Here is a 26,188-nt window from a genome sequence, read left to right as displayed (position 1 = left end):
CCCCAATACATGCAAATTTTATGAGGGAAATAATCTATAGTTCCCACCATAGTTGATTTATTTGCCTCAGAAAATATGCAGCTTCAGCACATGATTATAATAGTCTTTTTGCAAGAAACCATCTTTTCATCCTTCCCGGCCGGGATTAGAATCCTGGCCTGGAAGGATGGAATTGAAGGAGGAAAACCAGGTGTTTGGGGTTAATTTCAGATATGAATAAATAAATGGAGGTCGCGATGAATAAAAGTGATGAAAAAGCGTGGGTAAAACTACGAACCGTTGAAGGTGATATTACGGCTGAAATGCTCTGTGGCGCATTGGAAAGCGCTGATATTCCATGTGAAATAAAGCGTAGCATGCTGGCCTCTGGTTTAGGGGCTCATTCCGTTTCCCTTGCTGGAAACCAGGCGACTCTCATGGTGCCAGAGGAACACCTGAAGGCAGCTCAAGCGGTACTAGAAGCTATAGATTTTGAGCCTGAAGAAGAGCGCTAAGTACTCTAAACCTGCTTTTACCCCCACGATTAAAATTATGGGTTGCCTAATTTTACAGAATATCCGATCATAGACAGCATACAGAAATGGGTTTGATGCTATATGCAAACGGCTAAGACCATTTTAATGGTTTATATGCAAATTATGGTTTTTTACAAGTAGCTCATATTCATTTCTAAAAGTCATGGTTCGGTGATGTTTCTCTTGATTTCGTATATATTTTTCAACTTTGGGTACAATAGACTCACTTACTGAAAACCCACCATAGCCCACTTGCCATGCAAATTTAGTCGCGATCTTGTCCCCCTGATTTATCCAATGTGAGGATTCACCTTTAATTGATTTCATAATTTGGGCAATAGAGTGCTCTTTTGGCAATAGGAATAGCACATGAATATGGTCATGTGTTCCATTTATACACCTGACACCACAGCCTATCATTTCCATTTGTGCCTGGATATGTGTAAATAGGTCTTCTCGTATAACATTCTTTATTAAGGGTTGGCGATACTTTGTACCTAATATTCCGTGTACCCATATTCTTGTTAAAGAGTGGCTCATTTCGTGTAGCTCCTTTTAAACTGTTGAAACGGCTTTCATTGGTTTCCAGATCATAGATACTCATGAATAATTTCATGGATACTTAGCCAGAAGTATCGATGCTTGGGAGTCCACGATTGAAACCGTGGGTTGTGTCAGCGTGTGTTTCGGTCTGTGATATTTGATTTACCGCGGGAGGTGCTTATACCAGACCGTGGGTTGCATGAATTTATTGGAAGTGAATTAATTGTTTTTTTTTGATCGTGGGTTAATTGATCGAATAAAATCTACACTAAAAACCCATGATTTCAATCACGGGTTTCTAGAAAACTGTTTTAGAGTCGGTCATAGAAAAAATGTCAATCAGGAAGGCTGTTTCCTATATTGGGTGCACTTGAGATAATTACTAAAATGAAGGTACCTTGATCAATGCCCCAAAAAGTTCAACGCGTAAAAGGCGTCAATGACATTCTCCCCCAGGAAGCAAAACAATGGCAAGCACTGGAACAGGTTGTCAAGCAGGTGATGGAGCGCTACGCCTTTGGTGAGATTCGACCGCCGATTTTTGAAAAAACAGAGCTGTTTGCCCGCGGTGTCGGTGAAGATACTGATATCGTTTCCAAGGAAATGTATTCCTTCTCCGATATGAGTAAATCCTCGCTGACCTTACGTCCTGAACTCACTGCAGGGGTTGTGCGCAGCTATATCCAAAACAATCTCCAGCAAATCTCACCGGTTCAGAAGCTCTGGTATGAAGGGCCCATGTTCCGCCAGGAGCGTCCCCAAAAAGGACGTTACCGTCAATTCTGGCAATTTGGCGCAGAAGCCATTGGCTCTCCCAATCCTGAACAGGATGCAGAGATGATTGCCCTGTTTTATGCCATTTTAAAAGAACTTGAAATCGAGAAATCGGTAACCCTTAAAGTTAATAGTGTTGGTGATGGTGAAAGTCGAGCTGCCTATCGTAACGCTCTCCAGAAATATTTAAGACCTCACCTCAGTTCGCTCTCTGAAACCAGTCAAAAGCGTTTCGAATCAAATCCATTACGGATTCTGGATAGCAAGGCACCCAATGACAAGGAGTTGGTAAAGGACGCCCCGAAAATTCGTGAGTGTCTTAATCAAGCCTCAGCGACCCATTATGCTGAAGTCCTGGAGATGCTTGAGGCAATGGATATTCCCTATGTTCAGGACGATCTACTGGTTCGAGGACTGGATTATTATACCCATACAATTTTTGAATTCACCAGCGATGCACTTGGTGCACAGGATGCTATTTGTGGTGGGGGTCGCTATAACGACCTGGTCAAAGAGCTGGGTGGGCAAGAGGTGCCTGCTATCGGCTGGGCTGCTGGGATTGAAAGACTTCTCCTGGTTGTGGAGGCACTACAACCATTGGAGGTCAATTCCGGATTGGATCTTTTTCTCATTGTCCAGGGAGAAGACTTGAGGGTACGGGCACCCAAGCTTATCCATGAATGGCGAAGTGCTGGACTAAAATGTGATATGGACACCCTTCGCAGAAGCATGAAAGCACAGATGCGAGAAGCCAACCGACAAGAAGCCCGTTATGTGGCCATCCTTGGTGAAGAGGAGTTTGCTAAGGGTATTGTACAGCTTAAGAATTTTGAAACAGGCGAGCAGGAAGCTGTCCCCTTTGAAAGTGTGGCGTCACACATCAATAAAGCCCTGTCACCCTGCCTGCTAAGTCGTAGCTCACAGAGCGTAGACTAGAGCATGTCTGCTATGAGCCTGCCAAAGAGTCGAAGGGTGTTTTTTTAAATGAACCCGCTTCCATCCCTTCTCACAAACGCCCAAACCACCAGCTATCGAGCCCTTAAACGATCGAAGTACAGAAGACTGGAAGGTCTCTTCTTACTGGAAGGTGCCAGATTGTGTGAGGAAGCGCTTCAATCGGACCTGGAGATTACTGCCTGTATTACTTCAAAGAATTTTGACAAATTTTCCATTCCTCCCGAAGTAAAACATTTCGAAGCAACCCCTGTTCAAATCGAGCAAATTTCTGACAGTAAAAACCCTCAGGGTATCATTTGTGTCGCCCGTATTCCTGAAACTCCAGAAAAACTGGATACGGAACACACTAAAATCCTGTTGGTACTGGATCGTATTGCTGATCCTGGCAACCTGGGAACCATTTTCAGATCAGCGCTCTGGTTTGGTATCCAGGATATCCTCCTGGGACCAGATTGTGTTGATCCCTATAGCCCAAAAGTGGTCCGGGGAAGCATGGGAGCTCTTGGAACATTGAATCTGCATTCATCTACTAATCTTTGCGAAAGCGCTGAGCAGTGGAAGTTGGCGGGGGGGCAAGTTGCTGCATTGCATATGCAGGGCACCTCGCTACATGCATTCAAGCAGGAAAATTCCCTCTTTCTTATTATTGGTTCTGAAGCACATGGTGTTGATCCGGATTTGTTAAAACTATCAACCGCTCTTTCCATTGAAAAACCCGGTGCTGGCGAATCCCTCAATGCTGCCATGGCGACAGGAATTGCTCTGTTTGAGCTAACAAAAACCTGATCTACAGGTTAGGCGAGAACCAATTCTAATTTTGTAAACGAGCCAGGGCTTCTCGCTGATAGTGGGGACCCAGGGGGAATGTTTTTCCTGGAAGATCAACCTGGGTTGCATCAAAAGACTTCACCCTGCTTAAGGGGATGATATATGAACGGTGAATTCTCAGATATTCATCTCGGGGTAATCTTTTCTCAAAACCCCCAATGGTCTCCCGGACAACCAGGATTCCTGTTTCCGTATAAATTTTGATATAATCTTTAAAACTTTCAATATAGTGGATCTCACCGAAGGCTACTCGATGACTTTGCCTGTTAATATGAACGGTAATGTATGTTGGCTTTGACTGGGTGGGTTGTTCGTGCGGAACCGGTGGCATGTTTTGTCGTTGATGTCGAAACCGATCAAGCGTTTTTAAGATTCTCGGTAGACTCACTGGCTTAAGCAAGAAATCCAGAACATCATGTTCAAAGCCCTCAAAGGCATAGTCGCGATGGGCGGTTACAAATGCCACTTCTGGTGGATTTGACAAATTTCTGATCAATTCCAAGCCACTCAACTCAGGCATCTCAATATCAAGAAACAGGAGGTCAATTTTCTGCTCCCCCAATATTTTGAAAGCCTCCACCCCACTGGTGCACTTCTCAATGATTTCAACATCATCTATATTGGTCAGAAGTGATTCCAGCACCTCCAGGGCCAGGGGCTCATCATCAACCAGCAGACAGCGTATGGACATGTCGCGGCTCCCAGTTTTTCAGGGTTAAAGAAACTGTATATGTGTCTGATTCAGCTTGAATCTTCATTTCATATTGATCTGCATACTGCAGTTGCAGACGACGCCTTAAATTTTTTAGACCAATTCCTTGCGAATGTTTGTCCTTCGTTTTTGTGGTCTCAAGGACTGAGTTACTCACAACGAACTTACACCCATCCAGCATGACTTTTAAACTAATTTTTATCCAGCCCTCATGATCATGTCTGGCAATACCATGTTTAAAGGCATTTTCAACAAGGGGCATGAATATCAAAGGTGCAATAGTCTTGTCGTCAATATAGCCCTGTATCTCTAGGGATAGATCGAGACGCTCACCAAAACGCAATTTCTCCAACTCAATATAGGCCTCGATTCCTTCTAATTCCTTCTCCAGAGGCACGTAGGGGTGTCTAGTCTGATAAAGTGTGTAATCAAGCAGTGAGGATAGCTTCAAAATCATCTCTGGTGCAGCAGGGGATTGTTTGAGTGTTTGCGCATACAGATTATTCAAGGTGTTGAAAAGAAAATGGGGGTGCAACTGTCCTTTTAGCAAGTCAGTCTCAGCTTTGAGGCGCTCATGTTCAACCTCCTGGCGTAATTGAAAAAGTCGAATAGCAGCCACCAGAAAAACGACGGCAAAGATGCCAATGAGGTGTATAAATAAATCAATACTCATGGGATTGGGACCCGACGTGTAAAAGAAGTCAGGTGTTGGCATGAGTATTACCGCAATGCTTGTCATGATGTATCCAAATGCGGTAAACAGAATTAGGTAAATAGTATGAATGGTAGCTCGTAGATATTGCTGGGTAAGCAGAAAGCGGGGAACGATAAAATAGGCAAGATAGTATGTTGGCAACAGATAGAAAGGCAGGGTGATCAATGTGTGCAGTAGTGCTGGTGCAAAGGCACCCATGAACCGGCCATAGACCGAGGAATAAAAGAGCAGAACCAGGAGCCAGCCCACTATATGCAGTAAAACTTTCATAAAGCGGGATGACCTAAAATTTGAAATCATATCTCTGTTTAGAAAATTCACAGTTCAAATATAATCATTATTGCCTGTAGATCTGAATAATTAGCCCAAGGGGTGTTCAGAAGCGACCAGTGGACAGATCATCAGGACAAGTTAGTTTTATACCACCAAAACACCTTTGTATCAGGTCTAACATGCAGATCCTCTCATAATCTAAAACAGGGCTTTTTTGTTTGATATCTTGGCCTCAAGAACAAGGTGGAATAGAAAATTTCCCCTATAAAAAAATGCAAAAGTAAGAAGGAGGTAGACATGTTTAACTGGTTTCTTTCAGGAGGTCCCTTTATGTGGCTTATCCTGGTAGTATTTCTGATTGAGGTTTTCTATGCAATTCGTGCTTATGGAAACATCAACAGGAGGCTTGCTGTTAAAGCAAGGCTTGACTTAAAGACATTGCTGGTATTAGGCATTTCTTCCATGGCTCTGGGCGCCATTGGTCAAGTTATGGGAATTTATGCTGCCCTGGGGGCAATCATCGTAGCCACGGATATTTCACCTGCCATCGTGCTGGAAGGTTTTAGGATCGCCTCTGTGAGCACCATTTTTGGAACCCTTATCTTTTTGGCAACCATGCTGGCCTGGCTGGGATTAAGAGAATTTCTATACAGAACCACTGAGTAAACATCTTTTCGGTATAGCCACATTTACTGAGAATTGCAGGGACTTCTATTCACAAGAAGCCCCTGCACTTTTTAATTATCACCTTTTCACAACTTATAAATATCCCCAAACATCCCTTGACTGTCGGCTTTTCAGAGGAACATCGTCTTGGTATCAGACTTCAATCCATATATATTGCTCGGCCATATTGAGTGGCAGAAATTATTTGATTAAGCCTGTGTGACCAACACATAGAACTGATAAAGGATCAACAATGGATTTTCTTAAACCTCGTGACATGGTGAAAACACTCATGGCGCTTTTCGTGCTGATCTTCACCTTTTTGATCTACCTGGACACCATGGCGCCGACGGTTTCTTTCTGGGATTGCGGTGAATTTATCGCTGTTTCACACACCTTGAGTGTTCCACACCCTCCTGGCTCGCCACTCTATCTTTTGCTGGGTCGCGTCATTTCCATGCTTCCCATCGTAGGCGGAGCTGCCCTCGACCCTGTATTGAACGAACCACAGTTCCATAATATTGCTTATCGTATCAATCTTTTATCACCTCTGGCCACAGCATTTGCAAACATGTTTCTTTTTCTCATCATCGTACGTCTGGTTGCTGAATGGCGCGGGAAAATCAAGGATGCTGCCGACAAGTGGATTGCATATGGTGGTGCTCTGGTGGGATCTCTCACCATAGCCTTTTCTGATAGTCACTGGTTTAATGCCGTGGAAGCCGAAGTGTATTCCATGAGTATCTTTTTCACAGCCATTGTGGTTTGGCTCATACTTAAGTGGTCTGAAAAAGTGGATGAGGGTGGAGCTGGTTCACGTTACATTTTGATCATTTCATATATGATGGGCCTGGCCATATCAGTTCACATGCTCAACCTGCTTACCATTCCTTTTATTGCGCTCATCATGTACATGAAGCTTAATCCCAAAGAGAATGGCGTTGAAATGATGGTGCATATGCTGGCAACGGTGGCAATTATGGCCATTGCAATCCTCATTGGCATTGAAATGGCATTGCCTGCCAGCTCACTGGAATATATGCGTCTTTCTCCCGCCGATTTGAGCTCCAAACTCATGGTTCTGGGTGTGATCTTTAGCATCATTACCGGTGGAGGACTGTGGGGTCTCTCCCAGGCTTTTGACGCTGAGAGACGTAGTCGATTCTGGAAGCAGGTTGTACTCATGGGCGCTGCTGGTGCATCCTATCTTATCATTTACCTTGGAATCATTAAGGGTATGCCCAAGCTGGCCAATACTATGGGTAGCATTCTGAATACGGACAATGCCGTATCTGCCATTGGTGCCACTTTTACAGTCAGTATTCTCATTCTCATGGCACTGATCTTTTTTGCTCCCTCAATCTATAGAGCCCGTGCTACTGAGATTAGACTTTCTGTCATGGCGCTGCTCCTGGTCCTGGTAGGGTTTACATCGTATCAAACCATCTTTATTCGCTCATCCCAGAACCCAAATATTGACGAGAATGATCCTGAAACGGTATCGCGTGCTGTCTCCTATCTGGAACGCGAGCAGTATGGAAGCTACCCCATGTTTTACCGTGATCGTTGGGGAGAAACACCTCTTAATAGAAACTCTGCCACTCCTGGACGTATTGTCAAGGTCAATAGCACGGGGAAAATTGGTGAAGTCGTATCTGTTAATGGAGACCAGGTTGTGGTGGGTGTTGGGGGTCGAGACATCAACCAACGCATGAATAATTTGAGCGTTATCACCAATGGTTATAAATCAAATTCAGATTTTTTCTGGCGCTACCAGATAAATCATATGTATATCCGCTACTTCAAGTGGCAATTCTGGGGCAGAGACGGAGACAACTCCGATATTTCTCAGCTCTGGGCCATTCCATTTTTCTTAGGACTGGCTGGAATGGGGCATCATTTCGCAAAAGATTCACGACGGGCATTCGCCGTAATGGCGCTTTTCATGCTCACAGGATTTGCTATTCTGCTTTATCTCAATCAGGATGATCCCCAACCTCGAGAACGAGATTACTCCTATGTGGGATCATTTTATGCCTTTGCAATCTGGATTGGGATTGGAGCTGCCGCAGTACTGGAGAAACTCAAAGACTGGCGTAAAGATTCTCCTGTATTTTTTGGTGGAGCTATCGCCATAATGTTGCTTGCTGCACCTGCAAACATGCTGAAAGCAAACTATCATACCCATGATCGTTCTGGCAATTATGTGGCCTGGGAATATTCCTACAACCTGCTCAACACCTGTGAACCCAACGCCATTCTTTTCACAAACGGCGATAATGATACCTTCCCGCTCTGGTATTTACAGGAGGTAGAGGGTATTCGTAAGGATGTGCGAGTGGTCAACTTGAGCCTGTTGAATACACCCTGGTATGTAAAACAGCTGAAACACATGGACCCCAAAGTTCCCATCAGCTTGAGTGATAAAGAAATTGAAGACTTGACTCTTTGGAGATGGGAAGAGCGAGAGATGACACTTCCTGGACCAACGACGTATGGGGATAAACCTGAATCTGGATCCCTGGAGAATGGCTCAGCAGGAATTACCTGGAATTTGCAACCCACGATTTCGCGACAGAAAAGCCAGCAGACTGGTAAACTGGTGGGGGGTCTCAGAGTACAGGATGTTATGATCTTCGATATCATGCGCATGAATAAATGGAAACAACCCATTTATTTTGCAGTTACGGTTTCCCCCAGCAACCAGATTGGTCTGGGAGATTATCTGCGCATGGATGGACAGGCGTATCAGGTGATGCCCTACAAGGTGGGCTTGAGTATTGATGTGGATGTCATGTATGACAAGATCATTGATACCTATCGATATACCAACCTGGACGATCCAGATGTGTATTATCCACCAAACGTTCAACGCCTGCTGCAAAACTATCGCAAGGGGTTCCTGCAACTTGTCTACGAATATGGTCTTGATGGGGAGGAGAATCGTGAAAAGGCTCTCCATGTTCTCCACAAGATGGATGAACTGGTTCCCGATAATACGATTCCTGTCACTTACATGGATCTGTATCTTCAGATTGCCCAAATGTACTACCAGCTCGAAGATGATTCCAGCGCGTATCGCTACATGGAAAATGCCTTTGAGAATGGTCGCGATGATGTACCAATAATGGATCGGATCAAGGTGGCCTCAATTTGGAATGATCTCTTCGATGAAACGGAGAAGACCCTGGAAATCCTGCTCCCGCTTAGCATGGAAGCACCCATGAATGCACAGCTCATCTATGAGATTGCCCGAGCCTATGTGAAAGATGGCAATGCTATTGATGGTGAAGAGTGGGTCACTCGCCTGGCGTCCCTGGCGCCCATGGCCAGAGAAACTCGAACGCTTCAGGATATGGTCGCCAAACTCAAGGCTGATTCCACAGATTCATAATTTAGTGGCCTGACACAATAAATAAAAAGCCCCGGCATGTTTCGGGGCTTTTTTTATTTAACCTAATTACAAGATATTCATGCTTATTTCTTGAGATTCATCTTTAGATTGGGCAGCAACCCTGGGAGATGTCTTTGAATAGAAAAAGTCCAAGCTGTAATTCTAAAAAAACCAGTCGTCCTTTGATGGAATATGACTCAAAAGCTGAGGCTAATTCTGCTGCAAAGCACGCCAATCTAAATTATGCCGGGAATCATATGGTTCCCTATAAATGCAGTAAATGTGGGTTCTGGCATCTTTCACCTGAAGACAGGCAAACCCCCAGCCAGACCTGCACAAGTTGCCGTGGTTCAGATGGCGCACTAAAAGACTCATATGCTACTGAACGTGACGCCTTGAGACGGGCTGGTCACCTCCGTAAAGAGCAAGGTGTTAAATTAAAGGTTTATGAATGCGAGCACGGCAACGGTTGGCATTTATCGAAAAATCAAGATTAGCTGTCAAGGGGATCGAAGGTCGGTTGCCATTGATAGTGTCTTAATGGAATCACACCTGCCTCAGTAAAAACAACACCTTCACTTTCCAACAATTTTCGCTGCACAGCTCCGCCCATCTCAAGATTAAGGCTGATCTTCCCCTGGGCATTTATCACTCTGTGCCAGGGAATATCATCTGATGGTACCGCATGTAAAGCATATCCTACTTGGCGGGCTTGACGGTAATAGCCAGCCAGTGCGGCGATCTGTCCATAGGTGGCAACCATACCTTCGGGGATTTGCTTCACCACGGCATAGATCGTTTCCCACTTGCTTTGTTTGTTTCCCATAGGCCTTTAATCGATTAGGGGGGTTATCCAGGCGAGGATTCAAATCCTCGCCTGGAAAAAATAATTACTCCACTCTTTGGAGGGTGAGGATGGTTTTAAATTTGAGGTAACCCTCATCTCGTGTTCCATCGTGAGCCACATTATCCACTATCTGTAAACGCATCTCATCACCCTGGATCTGGCACACATAAACGGCATGCCCACCTACAAATGCTGGTGTTTTTGCAACTTCAACATATGTAGTTAATTCCGAACCGGACAATTCATAGCGACCCGTATTGGTTACGATAGAGTTGTAGCTCTGAACCTTCTCTGCATCATTGGGATGCCATTGATCGGCATAGGCTTCCTGTTGAGCTCTCAGGGGCATCCAGGTCATGCTGTAGTGCTCCTCAGTAAAGATGAATAACCCGGGAAGTGCTGGATCAATTGATGTGGTATCTGCGCCAGACAGGTAGACAACAGTTAGCAACTTCCATACACCTATAATAGAATTCCCCATATCTCTAGCCCTTCTTTTTCTTTTTGGACTTTCGCTTCTTCTTTTTAATGAGGTGTCTGTTCTCATGAAAAAAACTGGCCATAATTTTGGAAACTGCCGCTGGAACCACCTTCTTTATCGCCTGCTTGGGGGTAAACAATTTTCGTTTGCGGAAATGTTTTTCATCCCACTTGTCTTTAAGCCTGGTGACCTCCATGTAATAGAGACGCACCTTATAGCTGCCACCCAGTTTTTCGTAAGTATAGGTCCCAATTTCATCAGGGAGCACCTCCCCTTTGATACCCGCCTCTTCCAGTGCTTCTTTGGCTGCAGATTCCTGGGCTGTTAGCTCCCAATCGATGGATCCTTTGGGAATAATCCAACGGTTACTGCCCCTGGCTGTGATGACAACCACCTTGCCCTTGTAAACAGGGATCACACCGGATTGTTTAAAGTATTTTAGCTTTATTTTTGACGACATATAATCGAGGGGAGATGTATTAAGGTTTTCTTAATTCAGCGATGCGCTTGATCAGACTACCATCTTCCAGATAGCGATAGAGATCCTTCCCTGGACACAAGGTCTCAGTATAGTCTTTGTGACTTTTGATCATGGCATTTGGTACGCCATACTTATCTGCCAAAGTTGCCGTCAGCAGGGCGAGTTGATTAAATTGGGTTTCACTGAGAATCTGGTTTTCGTAATTGCCCATGACACAAATGAGAGCATGCCCCCGTACATCATAATCCGTATTGGTATCACCGGGATATTCGATGGGACGTGCTTCATAGATCTTCCCCTGAAGATCAATCATATAGTGATAGGGATTGTCAATCCAGTTTTTATCAGAACGACTCCAGGATTGTAAACCAATCAAATATTTGATGACATCTTTATCCTGGGGAAAGTCCTCGCCACCGTGATGGATGGTAATGTATTTGATCTCGTGGGTAGGAATGGTGTCGGTGAGGGGTACCCATCCCCAATCAGCGCGAGTTACCATTTCAAGGGCGGGGTTAACCTCCACTATATTTTCAACCTGAGGAGCGCAATATGCCAGGAACAATACAGAAATTAGTACAAGGAGTATCTTTGGGGTCATTTTCATTTCCTTCTTTGATTACAAGGTATCGGGTGATTGCCCTGAAGTCATCATCTTTATGGCTTTTTGGGAACGTCTTTTCGTTGTTTCATCTTTTTTGGCTGTGCTTATCCAGAGCAGGTATTGTTGACGATGAGCGGGACTCAATTTATTCCAGATTACCTTTGCTGCATTTGATTTTTCCAATTCGATGGTAAACAATTCTGGCACTTCAGAGATATTAGGGTGTTCACGGTTCAAAGCCCACTCTCCTGATTGCCTGGCAATATCAACCTGTCGTGTTCCTGGCGGGGTCATGAGACCCTGGGCTTGCAACTCTATCACACGTCTTTTGTTTAGTTCAGACCACCTGCTGTTTGATTTTCGGGGAGTAAATTTTTGCATGTAACGATTTTTATCTATTCCCTGTATCAAGCTATCAACCCATCCAAAACAAAGCGCCTCCATATTGGCTTCAGCCTTGGTTAAACTTGGTTTGCCCGTGTGCTTTTTGTAGTAGACCAGCCAGATTTCACTAAGATCTGCATGATTTTTTTCCAACCATTCCCGCCAGATCGCTCGAGAACCTGGATTGACGGTGACCTTGTTTTTGATTGTTTTGTATTTCATTTAAAGTTGCTTAAAATATAATTGTTTGAATCCCTATCTCCTGTTCAAATAATCAATCGGAAATCTGTCCCTGACACCCTCTTTGCCCAATATGCTCTCAGGACATATTTCAATTCCCCTTGAGCATATTCAGAGTATTTTTATCGCAATATAGGAGTTTTCAATGCGCATAGTTTCATGGAATGTTAACGGTATTCGTGCCGTCGTTAAAAAGGGTTTTTGGGATTGGTTTAACCTGGATGCACCTGATATCATGTGCTTTCAAGAAACCAAGGCACAGCCAGATCAACTCGATGAATCACTGACCAAACCTCTTGGATATCACGCCTATTATCATTCAGCCGAGCGCAAAGGCTATAGCAGTGTGGCGACATGGTGTAAAACAGAACCTCTGTCGGTGGAAACAGCCATTTTAGACGATGCTTTTAATCGGGAAGGTCGGATTGTCCTCACTGAACATGAAAAATTCTTTTTGTATAATGTCTATTTCCCCAATGGGCAAAAAGATCAGGATCGACTCGATTATAAGTTGCGATTTTATGGTGCCCTCCAGGAACACATCCGTGAAAAGGATAAAATTAAACCTGTAATTATCGTGGGAGATTTTAATACCGCTCATACTGATATCGATCTGGCTCGTCCAAAGCCCAACGAAAAGACATCCGGATTTCTCCCTGAAGAGCGTGTTTGGGTTGACCGCTATCTGGATACAGGATTTGTTGATACCTTTCGTCAGGAGCACCCTGGGGCCAAAGGCTACTATTCATGGTGGAGCTTCCGCTCCAATGCCCGTGTAAACAACGTGGGCTGGAGAATTGACTACTTCCTGGTAAGTGAAAAGATTGCCGACACGGTGGATGCCTCTCGGATTCATCCCAACATCACCGGTTCAGATCACTGTCCCATTAGTTTGGTCCTGAAATAATGAGTATTGGCTTTCCCGGGTTGGGATTCGAATCCCAACTTGGATGATCATTCACACATCTTTGTTTTATGCCAGAACTACCTGAAGTAGAAACCGTCGTAAGGGGTCTGCAGAACACTATAGTTGGTGAGACAATTATGGATCTGGAAGTGCCCTGGGAAAAAGCCCTGGTGGCTGATGATCCCTACGAATCAATTGTGGGTAAACTTATTACCGGAGTTCGTCGCCGGGCCAAATACATTATCATTGAATTTGACAGGGGATTTCTCCTTGTTCACTTGCGCATGACGGGGAAACTTACTCCAGTTTATCCAGAAAAGCATGTGACAGTCGTCCTGCATTTTGAGTCAGGGAATAGTCTCTATTTTCAAGATACTCGTAAATTTGGACGCATGGTGTATACGGATAACCCGCTTGAGGCCTTAGGCAATCTTGGACCCGAACCCCTTAGTGATGACTTTATCCCGGATGTGTTTTATAAAATGTTGTGCGGGAAAAAGCGTCTGATTAAGCCGCTCTTATTAGACCAGTCTTTTCTGGCCGGCCTGGGAAACATTTATGTGGATGAAGCCCTGTTTCAATCAGGCATTCAACCCTTAAGTTTATCCTCTTCCATACCAAAAAGTCGGGTGTACTGCCTGCATTCGGCTATACAGTCCATCCTTTCCGCCAGTATTGAAGCCCAGGGAACAACTGTCCTCAATTTTAGCCATGGCGATAATCGGATTGGCAGTTATCAGGAGGCTTTGGAGGTCTATGGCCGCGGAGGTGAACCTTGTTTGAAATGTGAAACTTTGATAACAAAGATTAAAGTCGGACAGCGAGGAACGCATTATTGTTCTCGTTGCCAAAAGAAATATACAGAATAGAACTACGAGAGATTGCGGACAAGCCCTTCAGCCTACTCCATTACCTTTTGATTTATCTGGAGTGTTTCTACTCAGGAAGCTTGAACATCAGTAAAAGTATTCAGGTGTATGCATTCATGGGTATCATCAAGCCCCAACTGAGCAACACCGCTACCCCCCACATATAGAGTGGCATCATATTTTTCACACAAGTCTTGAAGTTCTCTGAACTCAGCCTGGGCTGCAGGTGCATTCTCATTATAAATCGATGAGAGGTATACACGCTCCGGTTTAAATGACTTGAAGACGCTTTCTGTATCACCGACAGGTGTTTTTTGTCCGCTGAAAAGGACCTGAAAACCTCGTTGCTCCAGGAGGTGCTGAACCATTTTTGCCGGGATATCATGGAGCTCTTCACTCAAAGTCAGGACAAATGCTTTGGTCTGTGTCTTTTCTGGTTTGACTACCACATCCTGAAGTTGAATAATTCCATCCCTAATGGTTTGGGAAGCAAGATGTTCCTGAGAAACACTTAACCTTCCATCCATCCACATTTCACCGATTGTATGAAGAATTGGTGTGAGTAAATCATCATAAATGCTGGCCAGATTCTGGTTGACCATAACCAAGCCATTTAAAACTGTTTTCACTGCTGATTGATCGCAGGAAATCGCGTGATCCAGGACATAGGGAATAAGCTGGTCATAATCTGCCCGGAGAATTTGATGACTCAGCTCAAGATTTAGCTGGTTGTCCAGGGGCAAGAGCGACAGACGTTCTGAATATTTTTCATGACCCATGGCAAATGCGGCGAGGTGTCGTAATAGAAACTTTCTGTGACCACCTGCTGTTTTCACACAATCCAATTTACCCGTGTCAGTCCAACGCTTCACAGTGGCAACATTGACACCCAGGATTTTGGCAACATCGGCGCTACTTATTAATGAGGTACTATTGGCAGTCTTTTGCATCTCCAGTCTTCCTTAATCAACTCAAAATAACCCAACAAACTTAGATTTCTGCACTTATTCCAATAGTTGGTAATATCCCAAAACCCTGATTCACAGCAACCTTGCCAGTATTTGGGTCAAATGATGGTGCAGAAGATGATTTACGGTTATACACATTCTGAACATCAATATAGGTGATCAGACCCCAGCCCTTATTGGTCCAGCGACGATCCAGTCGTACATCCAGATTGTGGTTGGCATCCAGGCGGAGGGCATTATAGGCTTCTGTTATCTGCATTCCTGAATCATTTAGGGGTGTATAGGGGCGACCACTGGCATAGCGGAACTTGGTGCTGAACTCCCATTTTTCGTTAAAAACGTATCCACCACCCAGATTCATGATCCAGGTCTGATCAAAACTTCCTGGACGTTCAATGCCATCCAAAGCTTTAAACATGGACTGGTTGTAGCTCACACTGATGGTGCCGTAACAGGGAACCTCAGACATTTTTTTCTGAACAAAAAATTCAAGACCACGAGCCCAGCCTGTACCTTCACTACTGAGTGGATCAACGCCAAAGGAGGCAAAACCCTCAGTTGATCCACCAAAGCCAGCACCGGTATTCACCATGACGAGATAATCTCGAGTCAGACTGACCGGGTACTTTCTATACTGTTTGGTATATGCTTCCAGCGTAACTTTTGTATCTGAACGCCAGAGGTATTCCAACCCTAAAACAAACTGATCAGCCTGAATAGGATCGAGATCACGGTTACTCTCATTGGAAACCAGCCAGATCGTACTTGGATATTGGTTATATCTACCGACACTCGTTGATACAGAGACATCGCCGGTCAAATCATAGTTCATTGAAAAACGGGGTGAAAGCACTGGAGCAGCATCTAAAAATGTTGAGTGATCCGCACGCAAACCGGCTGTGTAATTAAAGCGGACGAAACGCTGTGACAGCTGTCCATAAATGCCGGACTTGTAACCCACCTTGGCATATTCCTGTTCAATACTAAAACTGCCAATACCAGGGACATCGTTTTGGTTGAGTACCAGATCTGAATAAAAATCCGCACGACTTATTTTTCCACCTGTACTGAGACGCAGTGATTTGCTCAATTTCCAGGTCACATCTGATTTGAGGGAAGTTTGACGATCATAACTGCGGTTGCTGAAAATGGGGGTCAAGTCAGCATTTCTCTGGAGAAAATCGTATTCTACATTCACCTGACTCAGGCTGGTTGTAAAAAGACCGGAACTCATTAAATGTCTGTAATTGATACCGGCGACAAATTGCTGCTGATCACTTCCCAGAATCTGGCTATTTGAATTGCGTTGCTCTTTGGTATCATTAAACCACTTTACATTATTCAGGGCTGCGATACCCAGGAAGGTAAGCTGATCTGTCTGATTCAAATTGAAGGTTGCTTTTGTAAGAAAATCCCAATACTCTGGTACAAAACCAAAGCCTGCAGCCTTAAACAGAAAGTCTAGATAGCTGCGACGTGCTGAAAAAAGAAAATTACCGTTTTGTGGTAAAGCACCTTCCAGGTTGAAGCCAAACTGACTAGCCGAGATGGTTGTCTTGGAGGCAAGCTGATCGCTGAGGCCTTCACGTAGGGAAATATCCAGCACTGAGCTGAGACGATCACCATATTTGGCAGTAAAACCACCTGTTGAGAAAGAGGTTTCATCCACAAAATCAAGATTTACATAGCTCTGGGGACCCCCACTGGCACCCTGGGTCCCAAAGTGATTGATATTGGGGACTTCAATATTATCGATGATATACAAGTTCTCACTTGGGGCTCCACCACGAACAATAAGATCATTTCGGCCACCATCAGCCTGAGCAACACCGGGGAGTATTGAAATCGCCCGGACCACACCTTCAAAGCCACCAGGCAATCTTCTGATCTCTTCACTTGATTGAACCTGTGTACTGGAAGGTGTATCAGGACTTTTGGTGAAATACTCAGCAATTACCACTGCAGCTTCCAGTTCAAGGATTGTTTCCTGTAATTCAATATTAATCACAGCAGGTCTGTTTGACTTTACCACAATGTCACTGATGATCCTCGATGCATATCCGATATAGTCTACTCTTAAGCGATAAGTACCAACTGGCATAGACTGGATATAAAAATTGCCCTCCACATCAGTAGCCGAACCACGATTCGCATCCTCAACTATTACATTTGCACCAATTATTGGCTGTTGGGTGGTTTCATCTATGACCTTGCCCTGGATGGAATTGCTCCCCTGCCCCAAAAGGGTGGTAGCGCTTAATATTAGGATGCTCAACACTAGGTTTTTCATTTTCAAACTCCGATATTCATTGTCAAATCTGTCAGTTTTTCTTTTCATACGTGACAAATATAGACATGATTCATCTCGGGGCAACATAAAAGCGCGTTATGCGCGTTTATTGTTGATAATAATTGTCTTTTCTCTCGGTAAACTTCTAGCTACAGGGAATCGCACGCGATTCACAATTGCGCGTTTTGCAAGATTATCACAGCTTTAGAGTGGATGGGTTTAACAAAAAAGCGCCTTAAGCTGGTTCAGGTGCATCGACTTTATAGATGAAGACCAGGAGGCCCGCCACAAGAAAACTCAGACTCAAGGCATAGAGGGGTATGGTTCCAAAGGCCTCGACCAGGAGCCCGGCGATTGAAATATATACAACGATAAATGGCGCCACAGCAGTATCCAGGGCAGCGTAATACAGCTTACGGTCACCCAGTTCCCCTGCAAACTCATAAACAAATACCATAAAGGAAGATTGACCGGCCCCAAAGGCCATTCCCACAAACACAAAAGTTATATATGCCATCCACGGCTCAGTGGCCAGGATAGCAGTGAGACCGGCTAAAAAATGACCAATGAAAAATCCGCTTATTGCGGTCTTGCGACCATAAATATCACCAATATATCCGAATACTATGTTGAAAATAGCTTGACCCACAACCAGAAAAAAAGTGAAGGTTCCAGCAGAACTTAAGGGTAGATCAAATCTGTTTTGTAAATCAACGCCATAAAAAGCCAGGGGCATCATGGTTGCCGCGGCCAGTGCACGGCTATAAATATAATTGCGGAAGTTTCTGTCCTGAGTATAAATGGGTTTCAGGCGCTGCCACCAATTATCAAGCTGCTCTTTCTTTGGTGATGGGGGATGAATGACTTTGATAAAGATGAAAACGCTATTCCCCACCAGTATAGCCAGTGTCATGATTAGGAAAGCGACCCCAAAATTACTGGGGAAGCTCAAAGAATCCATGGACAGGACCTCCTTTAGGACATAGCCGCCAACCATCCCCATGATGGCATTCACAGTAAAGGTGATACCAAAAAATCTTCCCCGGCGATTCGTCACTGTCACTGATGCTAAAAAATCTGCCCACACAGGAACCAGGAAACCCACACCTAATGACCATAGAATCCATAAAGCCAAATAGACCATGATCCCAGTCTGACCAACAAACTCAAAATAGTAGAAAGCCACACCAATGAGAAACGCAAGGGGAGCCATGGCAAAATGCAATCCGATGTTTATTTCCTTTATCCGAGTAGAGTGACGAAAAAGATTCGCCGACAGCAGCTGTGGCAATGCGACCAACAGAATGAATCCGCCAGGAATCAAACCAATAATGAAAGCAGATGCACCCATCTGTGCCAGAAACATGGGGATGACAGAATTCATATTATGGAAGGCCATTGCAAAACCCCACAGGCCTTCACCTGCTGCATTGAGAACCGTATTACGCGTATGAACCTGTTGTGGACTTTTACTCTGCATGCCTGGAATGTAATCCGTAGTTTGCTCCAAATAATATTTTGATTTGATGGTCTGAAATGAAAGATTGGTACACGACACAGGAGTGAAAAGTAAAGGGAAGAGGCAGGGAGAAGCGTTATGTCCATTTTCATCGATTCAGCAAATCTTGCACAGGTTAAAACAGCCCTTGAACTTGGCTGGGTTAAGGGTGTCACAACCAATCCACTACTTCTGGCCCAATCAGAGCTGGAGCCGTCAGCTTTATTCATGGCGCTAAGAAAGTTGAGTGCTGGACCCATTTTTTACCAGTTGACATCAAATACCTTTGAAGCCTGTATGGCTGAAGCACATCAAGCTGTGGAACTCCTCGAGAAGCAACTCGTGGTAAAATTACCCCCTACGGAATTAGGGTTTAGACTATGTTCCGAGTTGTCTTCCAGGATACCCTGTTGTCCCACGGCCATTTACTCAACCTCTCAGGCTCTGATTGCCAGGGAGGCTGGTGCTCAATATCTGGCAGTCTATGTGAATAGGGCAACAAGACTCATGGGAGATGGTCTAAAGTTGGTTGAAGATATTGCTGAAATATTGAGTGGAAGCCAGACCAAATTGCTGGCCGCTAGCCTAAAATCACCAGCTGAAGCTAGCCAGGCATTTTCTGCTGGAGCAGACGACCTTACCTTACCTTATTCTACTCTGATAGCCATGTCCAAACACCCCCTGAGTGATGAAGCAGTTAAACAATTTCAAACTGAAGGCGTTGGTCTGGTTCAGGGGAATTCAGGGAAATGAGGTATAGGGTATAAGGGAAGAGGTAGGAGCTCGCTTCAGTTGATCATGCAGTCGAATTTCAATTCCCAGGTTTTAAGTCACTCGCTTCGCGTCTATCACCCGTATTCCTCTATACACTTATAACATTGCATTGAGGGCGGAGTATAGTTCAGCTCGCAAATTCTATAACACCATTCCAGAAACCCTTAAACCAACCCTAGCAGGATTGATCTATATTTCGTCTCTGCATCGTCAGAACGACTCAACATAATAACAGGCACACGGGCACCCACGACTACCCCTCCCACCTTGCATCCTCCCAGAGCTGAGAGTCCCTTCACCAGATGATTGGCGGCTGTTGTATTGGGCATGAGAAAGACATCAATTTCACCAGCGATTTCCGAGTCCAAACCCTTTCGGGTAGCGGCAACAAGGGAGAGGGCAACATCGGGAGCAATGGGTCCTTCGATGGAGACCCTGCCAGATAGCGCCTTAACCACATTTTGCGCAATGACCGTTTCAGGTATTTTATCGCTCACCGTTTCAACCAGGGTCATCATCCCAAAATGAGGTCGTTCGATGCCTAATAATTTCAGGTAGTGGGTGATATTCTCTACCATCTGCTGGAAAACATGCTCGTCGAGATGAAGATTGATACCTCCATCACTAATGAAGAGCAGCTTATGGTAGTGGGGTGATTCTATAACAGCAATGTGGTTGAGCAGTTCACCCTGGCGCAACCCAGTATCTCTATCAAGGATAGCTCGCAAGAGTTCCCCAGTGGGAATCTTGCCTTTCATCAGCAGGTCGGCTTTATCCGCATGAATATATTGGATAGCATCAACAGCTGGATTCTGACTATCAACGATTTCAAAACCCGAGATCCCAGGTGGAATGAGTGATTCGATTTTCCTGGCGTTGCCAAACAGAAAAAATTGAGCAAGGCCTTCTTGCTGTGCTCTGTTGGCTGCTTGAATAAGAATAGAATCCTCAGCTGCTGCCAGAGCTACCCGCTTGGGTGTGGAACCCTTAACCAATTGATGAAGTTCTTGAAAACTAGATATCATTTTGCTCACCCCAATATGGTAAAAAATGGCTGATGATCACAAGAAGTGGTCACCAGCCATCAATATATTAACTGTCTGGATCAGGAGTGGCTATTATTGTCCAAGAAAGGAGCGAATTCCAAATCTTATTAGCAGCTGTTGAGTATCAATATCATTGACATCGGTACCTTTTTCGAAATTGTATTCAGCTTCTACAGTAAGACCAACATTTTTTGCCAGGTTTAAAAGAAGACCTGCGCTGGCTACCAGCCCTAATTCAGATTCATCCCTAAACAATTCTTCATCATTATAGAGTGTTTTGTTAACAAGGTAATTTGCGCCACCTTTGATAAATGGTGTTAGCTCGCTGTTCTTGCCACCAAAAAAGAAGTAGACCCTTGGTCCAAGGGACATGACTACGGATTCAAAGACATCAGGTTCATCCTCGTCACCTGATTCTTGCATGGCTTTTCCATAACCCAGATCTATTCCGGCAGCGAATTGTGGAAAGAGAAACAAAGCAAGGTCTGTATTAATGTTCCAGACTGAAGATCTCAAATCCTGACTCAGATCAGTCTGGTAGGATCCCGTTCCGGAAATCATGATGGTTCCAGATGCCCGCGAAGTGGAATACGAGGTTTGCCCATATGAAAGTGTTAGCATCCCCATCAGCCCGAAAGCAACAAGTAGTGTTATTAATTTTTTCATGTTAATCTCCTTTTGTTTACTCACTTTTTTTAAAAAGCGATGAAAAATAGTTCTTCATCTCATTTTCCTTGTGATTCTTATCATAGGTCTCGGAATTGGTTTCGGCACTTTCTTCAGCCTCATCACCCGGTGATTCCCCCTGCTCTTTGTCCATTGTTATGTCATCTTCAGAATCTAATTCGGTATCATCCACACTTGCCCCACCGGCCTGTTTAAGCATATCATCAAAAGTGCTTTCAAACGTCTCACTACTCTCCTTAAACAATGCGTCAAGCTCATCTTCCGTCGGTGGTTCTCTATCTTCAGTATTGTTAGATGTATCCTCTTCGGTCTTATCTGAGTCATCCATTTCGAACCTGTCCTCGTCATCATCTTCTGCTGGTGTTTCACTCAGATCTGCCAATTGTAGAGCTGGAGACTCCTCTTCAAGTTCTTCTTCAATAAATGTGTCACTTTCATCTTCAAGGAACTCATCTACGTCTTCATCCTTGACTGGGTCTTCGTCCAGCGATTGAAATTCAGGAGTATGCGGCTCGTCTTCATCGCCTTCCGATTCAATAAATGAGTCCTCCTCAATGTGGGGTTCAGGGACTTCATTTATCTCTTCTTCAGGTATTTTCCCCTGGTCTTCCTCTTCAGTTTCTAAAGGCTGCTCATGGTCATCATCAAAAGAGGGAATCTCCACCTCGGGCTCGGGAGTATCCACAAGATCCTCCTCAACCTTTTGTTCCACATCTGGCTCGTCATCTGCGGGCTGACTGGTTGCTTCGCTTTGTCCCTCAGATTCTGAGGGGGTAGAATCATCCTCATCAACAGCTAAGGTCTCACCAACCTCTTCCGGTTGTGAATCCGGCTTACTGGACACATTGTCGTCGTCTTCAAATATTTTTGACTGATCCTCATTATGCTCGTCCTCAAAATTCTCAGTGTCTTCATCTGACGAGTTGAACTTCATGATCTGGACGTCTGCTAGCGTAATAAGACCTTCTCTTATCATAGGCTGGATACGTTCGATATATCTAACAATTCTATCTGCCCTACCTTGAAACTCCAACACCACAGGCAAGTTTTCAGCGGTTCGCAGAATCTTTAATTTGGTGGATTCATCCCTAGCCCCAAAGAATCCTTTATCCCCTATGGTAACGGTTCCACCGGATAAACGGCTATTGAAGGCGATCTCTAGAAGCAGTTCATAAAGGACTATTCCTTCATACTTATCGTTTTTACTGATAAAGATGCAGAGCTTCTGTCCGTCGTAATATTCAAGCATAATCTTTTCCCGTTTTCATCACCACAATCTAACGATGCTTAGCCTTGCCTACACGGCAATAAGTGTCCCGATGACATAATCCAGATTTTTATTGGCCGTCATCCTTTCTGAACTTGCTTATTTGAACATCTGTCCTGGTAAGTATCCCCTCACTAAGCAGCGGTTTGATTTGATCAACATAGGCATCAATTTTAGGGGCTCTTCCTACAAACTCCAATATCAAGGGCAAGTTTTCAGACATCCGCAATATTTTCATTGAATGAATCTCACCATGTGCCCCAAAACCTTCTCTTCCGCGAACAATTGTACCGCCTGATAATCCATTTTCAAGAGCCTTTTCCAGAAGAAGTTCATGTAATCTGCGACCATTAAATTTATCGTCTTCTCCAATAAATATGCACAGTTTTTGACCTGCATAATCTTCATACATATATTCCCCTCCTACCATTGTGGTCGTTAAAAAAAGACTTCACAATAAACAGGACCGATGATACGACTCAGAATGAATAAATCAAATTACTTCGTTGCTGACATTTCTTCTACCCGGCAGGGTGGAGGGACTTGTGGTGACCAATTGTGTATGGAAATGCTTTAAATTGATGCACTGTTCCGGGGTTCAGAGCTCAGCGTTTTAGATTATCACCACAATTTGGCGATGCTAACTCCTGCCCACACAGCAATAAGTGTCCCCACTACATTGGCCAGAACATTCAAACCTGCGAACATCCATTCTCCACCACGCATAAGATTGAGTGTCTCTAATGAGAAGGTTGAGTAGGTCGTAAAAGCACCTAACAGGCCTACCAGCAAAAACAATCTCATCTCCTGGTTTACGATCACCTTCTCCAGGAAAAGCGTGGCGAAGATACCGAGAATAAAACTACCGATAAGGTTAACCGACAAGGTCCCGTAGGGAAATCGACCACCAAGCCTTTGGGCAAGACCACTGACCCAATAACGACCGAGAGCACCCAGGAAGCCACCCATGCCAATTGCCAGGATTTTACTATATTCCATTCTCTCACCCCTCCACTTCATAGGGTAGCGGTATCAAATAGACTTCATCACATACTACGGTTTTCATGCGTTTAAAATAAAATAGGCCTATTCCAAAAAGGGTGGCAGAGATAATTATCCAGGTCCATCCCAGATCAGCCAGCGTGGAAGTCTCTTCATCAAGACCCAGGAATAATCCTGAAAATGCTGAAAGGTTAAACAAGGCATGGGTAAGCATTGGAATGAGAATGTTTCCCGTCTTGACCATAAGCCATGCCAGCAATAGTCCTAACGTGAGGAGCTCCACCATGGCTGGGAAATAGAAGAGGTAGCCCACATGGAAGAGGGCAAAAACCACTGTTGGAATCACCATGGCTGGCAACACGGACCCAAAATGATAAAACAGGCTTTGCTGGAGCAGACCTCTGAAGAGGAATTCTTCAACAAGGGGTGCCACCAGGACTGCTGCTGAAATGAGTATCACATTTGCCAGAATACCACCATCGAAAAGGGTCGCATCCATTTGTTTTAAAAAATCCGGGACTGGGTAATAAGGCAAAACGAGAACCTCAAACACAGACACCAAACCGATCACACCTCCAATAAACAAAACTGACATGCCAATGGTAATGGGTGATATCTTATGCAGCGGCAATACTTGAATGAGTGAAATTTTACGTTGATTGAGAATAAACAGCGGCGGGACGATGATAGCAATTTCACCTACAAGCATGATGAGGCGATCAAGGAGTGTTGTGTTCTCCATTCCAGATATCAAACTCTGGAGACTGAGGCCAATAAAAAGCCCTAGAAACATACTTGCTGCTACCATGAAGTAGGCTTCTCTCGTGCTAAATATATGAAATGAAAATCGTGTCAAAGGATGCCAACTTATCTAATAGTTATTTATCTCCAGAAACAAAATAGGGTGAAAATGAAAGTTGAGACAACAACCATCACTTTCACCCCATTTAACATGGTGGGGTATCAGCTTATTCTTTGATAACCCAGACTTTGACTTCGGCTTTGATATCTGTGGCGACCTTTACTGGTACATTATAGATGCCCAGAGCCTTGAGGGGTTCCTCGAGGAGGATGTCACGTTTGTCAATCTCATAGCCTTTAGCAGCCAGAAGTTCTGCAATATCAGCTGCAGTTACGGCACCAAAAACCTTGTCTTCCTCACCGACTTTCACTGAGGTTTCAAGGGAGAGATTTCCAAGCTTGGCAGCTAGTTGCTCAGCCTGTGCAGTAGCGCGGGCATCGCGATTATCTTTTAGCTTCTTTTCTTCCTCAAAAACGCGTGAGAAACTGCGGGTAGCTGGATAAGCCAGCTTCTGTGGAATCAAATAATTGCGGGCAAAACCATCTTTGACGTTGACGGTTTCTCCAGCAAGACCCAGGGATTCGATATCTTCACGTAGAATAATTTTCATGATCAGATCCTCTCTCTTAGGCGTTTTTTACGTCATTGGTATATGGCAGTAAAGCAATATTCCGAGCACGTTTAATAGCTGTTACCAGCCCTCTTTGATGGCGAGCACAAGTACCTGTAATACGGCTAGGTAGAATCTTGCCCTGTTCGGTCACGAAGCGACGCAGCATGGAGGGGTTTTTGTAATCAATTTCCATCTTCTTGTTTTCACAGAATTTGCAAATCTTTTTTCTATAGGTGAACATTTTCATATAGAATACTCTCTTTCTCTAATCCGGCCGATTACTCTGCGTCAGCAGGCTTTTCAGCTTCTTCTTCAGGTGATTCGTCTGCGGATTCTTCAACATCTGCTTCAGGAGCTGCAGGCTCTTCAGCCACTTCAACTTCTTCGACCACTTCTTCAGCTGCTTCCTCGGCGACTTCAACCGGTTTCTCTTCAACCACTTCTGCTGTCTCAGCAATCTCTTCCGTTGCTTCAACAGCAACTTCAGCACCTTCAACGTCTTCAGCTACTTCTCCAGTTGCCTCTTTGGCAACGTCTTCAGTTGCTTCCTTGGCTACTGCTGGAGATGCTTCCTCGTTTTCATAGCGTCTTGGTCTGTGATCATCCCTGGAATCTCTTGAGTCTCTTGAGTCTCTGCCACCAGGACGTCTTCCACGCTCAGCTTCAAAAGCCTGTGGAACAGCCAGTGTCTCAAAATCAGGAAATTCATCCAGGCGAATTGTCATATAGTGAAGTACACCTGTTTCAATTTCAAACTCGCGAGCGAGCTCTGAGATATTCGGGTTTTCGCCTTGAAAATGCATTAAAACATAATTTCCATAGCGTTCTTTATCGATAGCGTAAGCCAGTTTGCGCTTGCCCCAATGTTGGGTATTCACAAGCTCACCGCCTACGTTCTTCAGGACTTCATCCACTCTTGCAACAACGGCGGAGATTCCTTCACTATCAAAGTTGATATTTACAATATAAAGGCACTCATACTTTTTCAAGAGCGAACCTCCTTATAGGCCTATGGTTGCAATCAGCGGTGCAATTACCAGTGATACAACCG

The 26,188-nt window shown here is 44.5% G+C and carries 29 protein-coding genes; 9 read left to right on the top strand and 20 right to left on the bottom strand.

Features of this window, described 5'->3' with window-relative positions:
* Positions 1-236 precede the first annotated feature (236 nt).
* A complete protein-coding gene (locus tag ISR87_07285) occupies positions 237-494 on the top strand; it encodes a DUF2007 domain-containing protein (GenBank protein MBL7025247.1) in 258 nt (85 codons plus the stop codon).
* Positions 495-617: 123 nt separating this feature from the next.
* On the opposite strand, the gene tnpA is transcribed toward ISR87_07285, so the two are convergent.
* Positions 618-1,055 (bottom strand): IS200/IS605 family transposase, encoded by a 438-nt coding sequence (gene tnpA, locus ISR87_07280; protein MBL7025246.1) that lies wholly within the window; start codon positions 1,053-1,055, stop codon positions 618-620.
* Positions 1,056-1,463: 408 nt separating this feature from the next.
* Here tnpA and ISR87_07275 point away from each other — a divergent pair, with 408 nt between their 5' ends.
* Positions 1,464-2,768: a histidine--tRNA ligase gene (locus tag ISR87_07275; protein MBL7025245.1), complete on the top strand. Its 1,305-nt coding sequence runs from the start codon at positions 1,464-1,466 to the stop codon at positions 2,766-2,768.
* Between the two features lie 48 nt (positions 2,769-2,816).
* The gene (locus tag ISR87_07270) at positions 2,817-3,575 is read left to right on the top strand and encodes an RNA methyltransferase (GenBank protein MBL7025244.1); all 759 of its coding nucleotides are present in this window, start codon (positions 2,817-2,819) and stop codon (positions 3,573-3,575) included.
* A 25-nt stretch (positions 3,576-3,600) separates the two neighbouring features.
* Here ISR87_07270 and ISR87_07265 read toward each other — a convergent pair whose 3' ends face one another.
* A complete protein-coding gene (locus ISR87_07265; GenBank protein MBL7025243.1) occupies positions 3,601-4,308 on the bottom strand; it encodes a response regulator transcription factor in 708 nt (235 codons plus the stop codon).
* Complete coding sequence (locus tag ISR87_07260; GenBank protein MBL7025242.1) at positions 4,283-5,314, bottom strand: histidine kinase; 1,032 nt, start codon at positions 5,312-5,314, stop codon at positions 4,283-4,285. The genes ISR87_07265 and ISR87_07260 overlap by 26 nt, the downstream gene beginning before the upstream one ends.
* Before the next feature lie 300 nt (positions 5,315-5,614).
* Here ISR87_07260 and ISR87_07255 point away from each other — a divergent pair, with 300 nt between their 5' ends.
* From ISR87_07255 to ISR87_07245, 3 genes are all read left to right on the top strand, one after another.
* A complete protein-coding gene (locus ISR87_07255) occupies positions 5,615-5,983 on the top strand; it encodes a hypothetical protein (GenBank protein ID MBL7025241.1) in 369 nt (122 codons plus the stop codon).
* A gap of 253 nt (positions 5,984-6,236) precedes the next feature.
* Positions 6,237-9,377: a DUF2723 domain-containing protein gene (locus tag ISR87_07250; protein ID MBL7025240.1), complete on the top strand. Its 3,141-nt coding sequence runs from the start codon at positions 6,237-6,239 to the stop codon at positions 9,375-9,377.
* A gap of 134 nt (positions 9,378-9,511) precedes the next feature.
* Positions 9,512-9,874: a hypothetical protein gene (locus tag ISR87_07245; protein MBL7025239.1), complete on the top strand. Its 363-nt coding sequence runs from the start codon at positions 9,512-9,514 to the stop codon at positions 9,872-9,874.
* On the opposite strand, the gene ISR87_07240 is transcribed toward ISR87_07245, so the two are convergent.
* The 5 genes from ISR87_07240 to ISR87_07220 form a co-directional block, all read right to left on the bottom strand.
* Complete coding sequence (locus ISR87_07240) at positions 9,871-10,203, bottom strand: MGMT family protein (protein MBL7025238.1); 333 nt, start codon at positions 10,201-10,203, stop codon at positions 9,871-9,873. The two genes, ISR87_07245 and ISR87_07240, sit on opposite strands and share 4 nt — an antisense overlap.
* A gap of 64 nt (positions 10,204-10,267) precedes the next feature.
* Positions 10,268-10,705: a lipocalin-like domain-containing protein gene (locus ISR87_07235; GenBank protein MBL7025237.1), complete on the bottom strand. Its 438-nt coding sequence runs from the start codon at positions 10,703-10,705 to the stop codon at positions 10,268-10,270.
* Positions 10,706-10,709: 4 nt separating this feature from the next.
* Positions 10,710-11,165, bottom strand: coding sequence for an NUDIX hydrolase (locus ISR87_07230; protein ID MBL7025236.1), 456 nt, complete (start codon positions 11,163-11,165; stop codon positions 10,710-10,712).
* Between the two features lie 19 nt (positions 11,166-11,184).
* On the bottom strand, positions 11,185-11,787 hold the full coding sequence (locus ISR87_07225) for an N-acetylmuramoyl-L-alanine amidase (GenBank protein ID MBL7025235.1): 603 nt from the start codon (positions 11,785-11,787) through the stop codon (positions 11,185-11,187).
* Between the two features lie 18 nt (positions 11,788-11,805).
* Positions 11,806-12,396 carry a YdeI/OmpD-associated family protein gene (locus ISR87_07220; GenBank protein MBL7025234.1) on the bottom strand — a complete coding sequence of 197 codons (591 nt, stop codon included), beginning with the start codon at positions 12,394-12,396 and terminating at the stop codon, positions 11,806-11,808.
* Positions 12,397-12,559: 163 nt separating this feature from the next.
* Between ISR87_07220 and xth the strand changes: the two genes are divergently transcribed.
* Positions 12,560-13,321, top strand: a complete 762-nt coding sequence (gene xth / locus ISR87_07215; protein MBL7025233.1) for an exodeoxyribonuclease III — start codon at positions 12,560-12,562, stop codon at positions 13,319-13,321.
* Between the two features lie 68 nt (positions 13,322-13,389).
* Positions 13,390-14,190 carry a DNA-formamidopyrimidine glycosylase gene (mutM, locus tag ISR87_07210; GenBank protein ID MBL7025232.1) on the top strand — a complete coding sequence of 267 codons (801 nt, stop codon included), beginning with the start codon at positions 13,390-13,392 and terminating at the stop codon, positions 14,188-14,190.
* A 71-nt stretch (positions 14,191-14,261) separates the two neighbouring features.
* Here the strand turns inward: mutM and ISR87_07205 are convergent, their stop codons facing one another.
* The 3 genes from ISR87_07205 to ISR87_07195 all read right to left on the bottom strand — a co-directional run bounded on the left by ISR87_07205 (position 14,262) and on the right by ISR87_07195 (position 18,928).
* Positions 14,262-15,140: a helix-turn-helix domain-containing protein gene (locus tag ISR87_07205; GenBank protein ID MBL7025231.1), complete on the bottom strand. Its 879-nt coding sequence runs from the start codon at positions 15,138-15,140 to the stop codon at positions 14,262-14,264.
* Positions 15,141-15,180: 40 nt separating this feature from the next.
* Positions 15,181-17,448 carry a TonB-dependent receptor gene (locus tag ISR87_07200; GenBank protein MBL7025230.1) on the bottom strand — a complete coding sequence of 756 codons (2,268 nt, stop codon included), beginning with the start codon at positions 17,446-17,448 and terminating at the stop codon, positions 15,181-15,183.
* Positions 17,449-17,683: 235 nt separating this feature from the next.
* Entirely contained in the window at positions 17,684-18,928 is a 1,245-nt protein-coding gene (locus ISR87_07195) for an MFS transporter (protein MBL7025229.1), read from the bottom strand.
* 117 nt (positions 18,929-19,045) lie between these two features.
* On the opposite strand from ISR87_07195, the gene ISR87_07190 reads away from it, so the two are divergent.
* Positions 19,046-19,699 carry a transaldolase gene (locus ISR87_07190; protein ID MBL7025228.1) on the top strand — a complete coding sequence of 218 codons (654 nt, stop codon included), beginning with the start codon at positions 19,046-19,048 and terminating at the stop codon, positions 19,697-19,699.
* 185 nt (positions 19,700-19,884) lie between these two features.
* On the opposite strand, the gene ISR87_07185 is transcribed toward ISR87_07190, so the two are convergent.
* The 9 genes from ISR87_07185 to rpsF form a co-directional block, all read right to left on the bottom strand.
* A complete protein-coding gene (locus ISR87_07185; protein MBL7025227.1) occupies positions 19,885-20,745 on the bottom strand; it encodes a phosphate butyryltransferase in 861 nt (286 codons plus the stop codon).
* 93 nt (positions 20,746-20,838) lie between these two features.
* Positions 20,839-21,432 carry an outer membrane beta-barrel protein gene (locus ISR87_07180; GenBank protein MBL7025226.1) on the bottom strand — a complete coding sequence of 198 codons (594 nt, stop codon included), beginning with the start codon at positions 21,430-21,432 and terminating at the stop codon, positions 20,839-20,841.
* 16 nt (positions 21,433-21,448) lie between these two features.
* Positions 21,449-22,702 (bottom strand): DUF190 domain-containing protein, encoded by a 1,254-nt coding sequence (locus tag ISR87_07175; GenBank protein ID MBL7025225.1) that lies wholly within the window; start codon positions 22,700-22,702, stop codon positions 21,449-21,451.
* 88 nt (positions 22,703-22,790) lie between these two features.
* Entirely contained in the window at positions 22,791-23,132 is a 342-nt protein-coding gene (locus ISR87_07170) for a DUF190 domain-containing protein (GenBank protein MBL7025224.1), read from the bottom strand.
* Between the two features lie 209 nt (positions 23,133-23,341).
* Complete coding sequence (gene crcB, locus ISR87_07165) at positions 23,342-23,719, bottom strand: fluoride efflux transporter CrcB (GenBank protein ID MBL7025223.1); 378 nt, start codon at positions 23,717-23,719, stop codon at positions 23,342-23,344.
* A 4-nt stretch (positions 23,720-23,723) separates the two neighbouring features.
* Positions 23,724-24,530: a CPBP family intramembrane metalloprotease gene (locus tag ISR87_07160; protein ID MBL7025222.1), complete on the bottom strand. Its 807-nt coding sequence runs from the start codon at positions 24,528-24,530 to the stop codon at positions 23,724-23,726.
* 160 nt (positions 24,531-24,690) lie between these two features.
* Positions 24,691-25,134, bottom strand: a complete 444-nt coding sequence (locus tag ISR87_07155; protein MBL7025221.1) for a 50S ribosomal protein L9 — start codon at positions 25,132-25,134, stop codon at positions 24,691-24,693.
* Between the two features lie 16 nt (positions 25,135-25,150).
* Positions 25,151-25,384 carry a 30S ribosomal protein S18 gene (locus ISR87_07150; protein MBL7025220.1) on the bottom strand — a complete coding sequence of 78 codons (234 nt, stop codon included), beginning with the start codon at positions 25,382-25,384 and terminating at the stop codon, positions 25,151-25,153.
* 31 nt (positions 25,385-25,415) lie between these two features.
* Entirely contained in the window at positions 25,416-26,126 is a 711-nt protein-coding gene (gene rpsF / locus ISR87_07145) for a 30S ribosomal protein S6 (GenBank protein MBL7025219.1), read from the bottom strand.
* Between the last annotated feature and the right edge of the window lie 62 nt (positions 26,127-26,188).

Source organism: Candidatus Neomarinimicrobiota bacterium, assembly GCA_016784545.1.
Lineage (GTDB): Bacteria > Fidelibacterota > UBA8477 > UBA8477 > JABMPR01 > JABMPR01.
The sequence above is the reverse complement of the archived record's forward strand: the minus strand, read 5'-3'. Positions and strand labels throughout refer to the sequence as shown.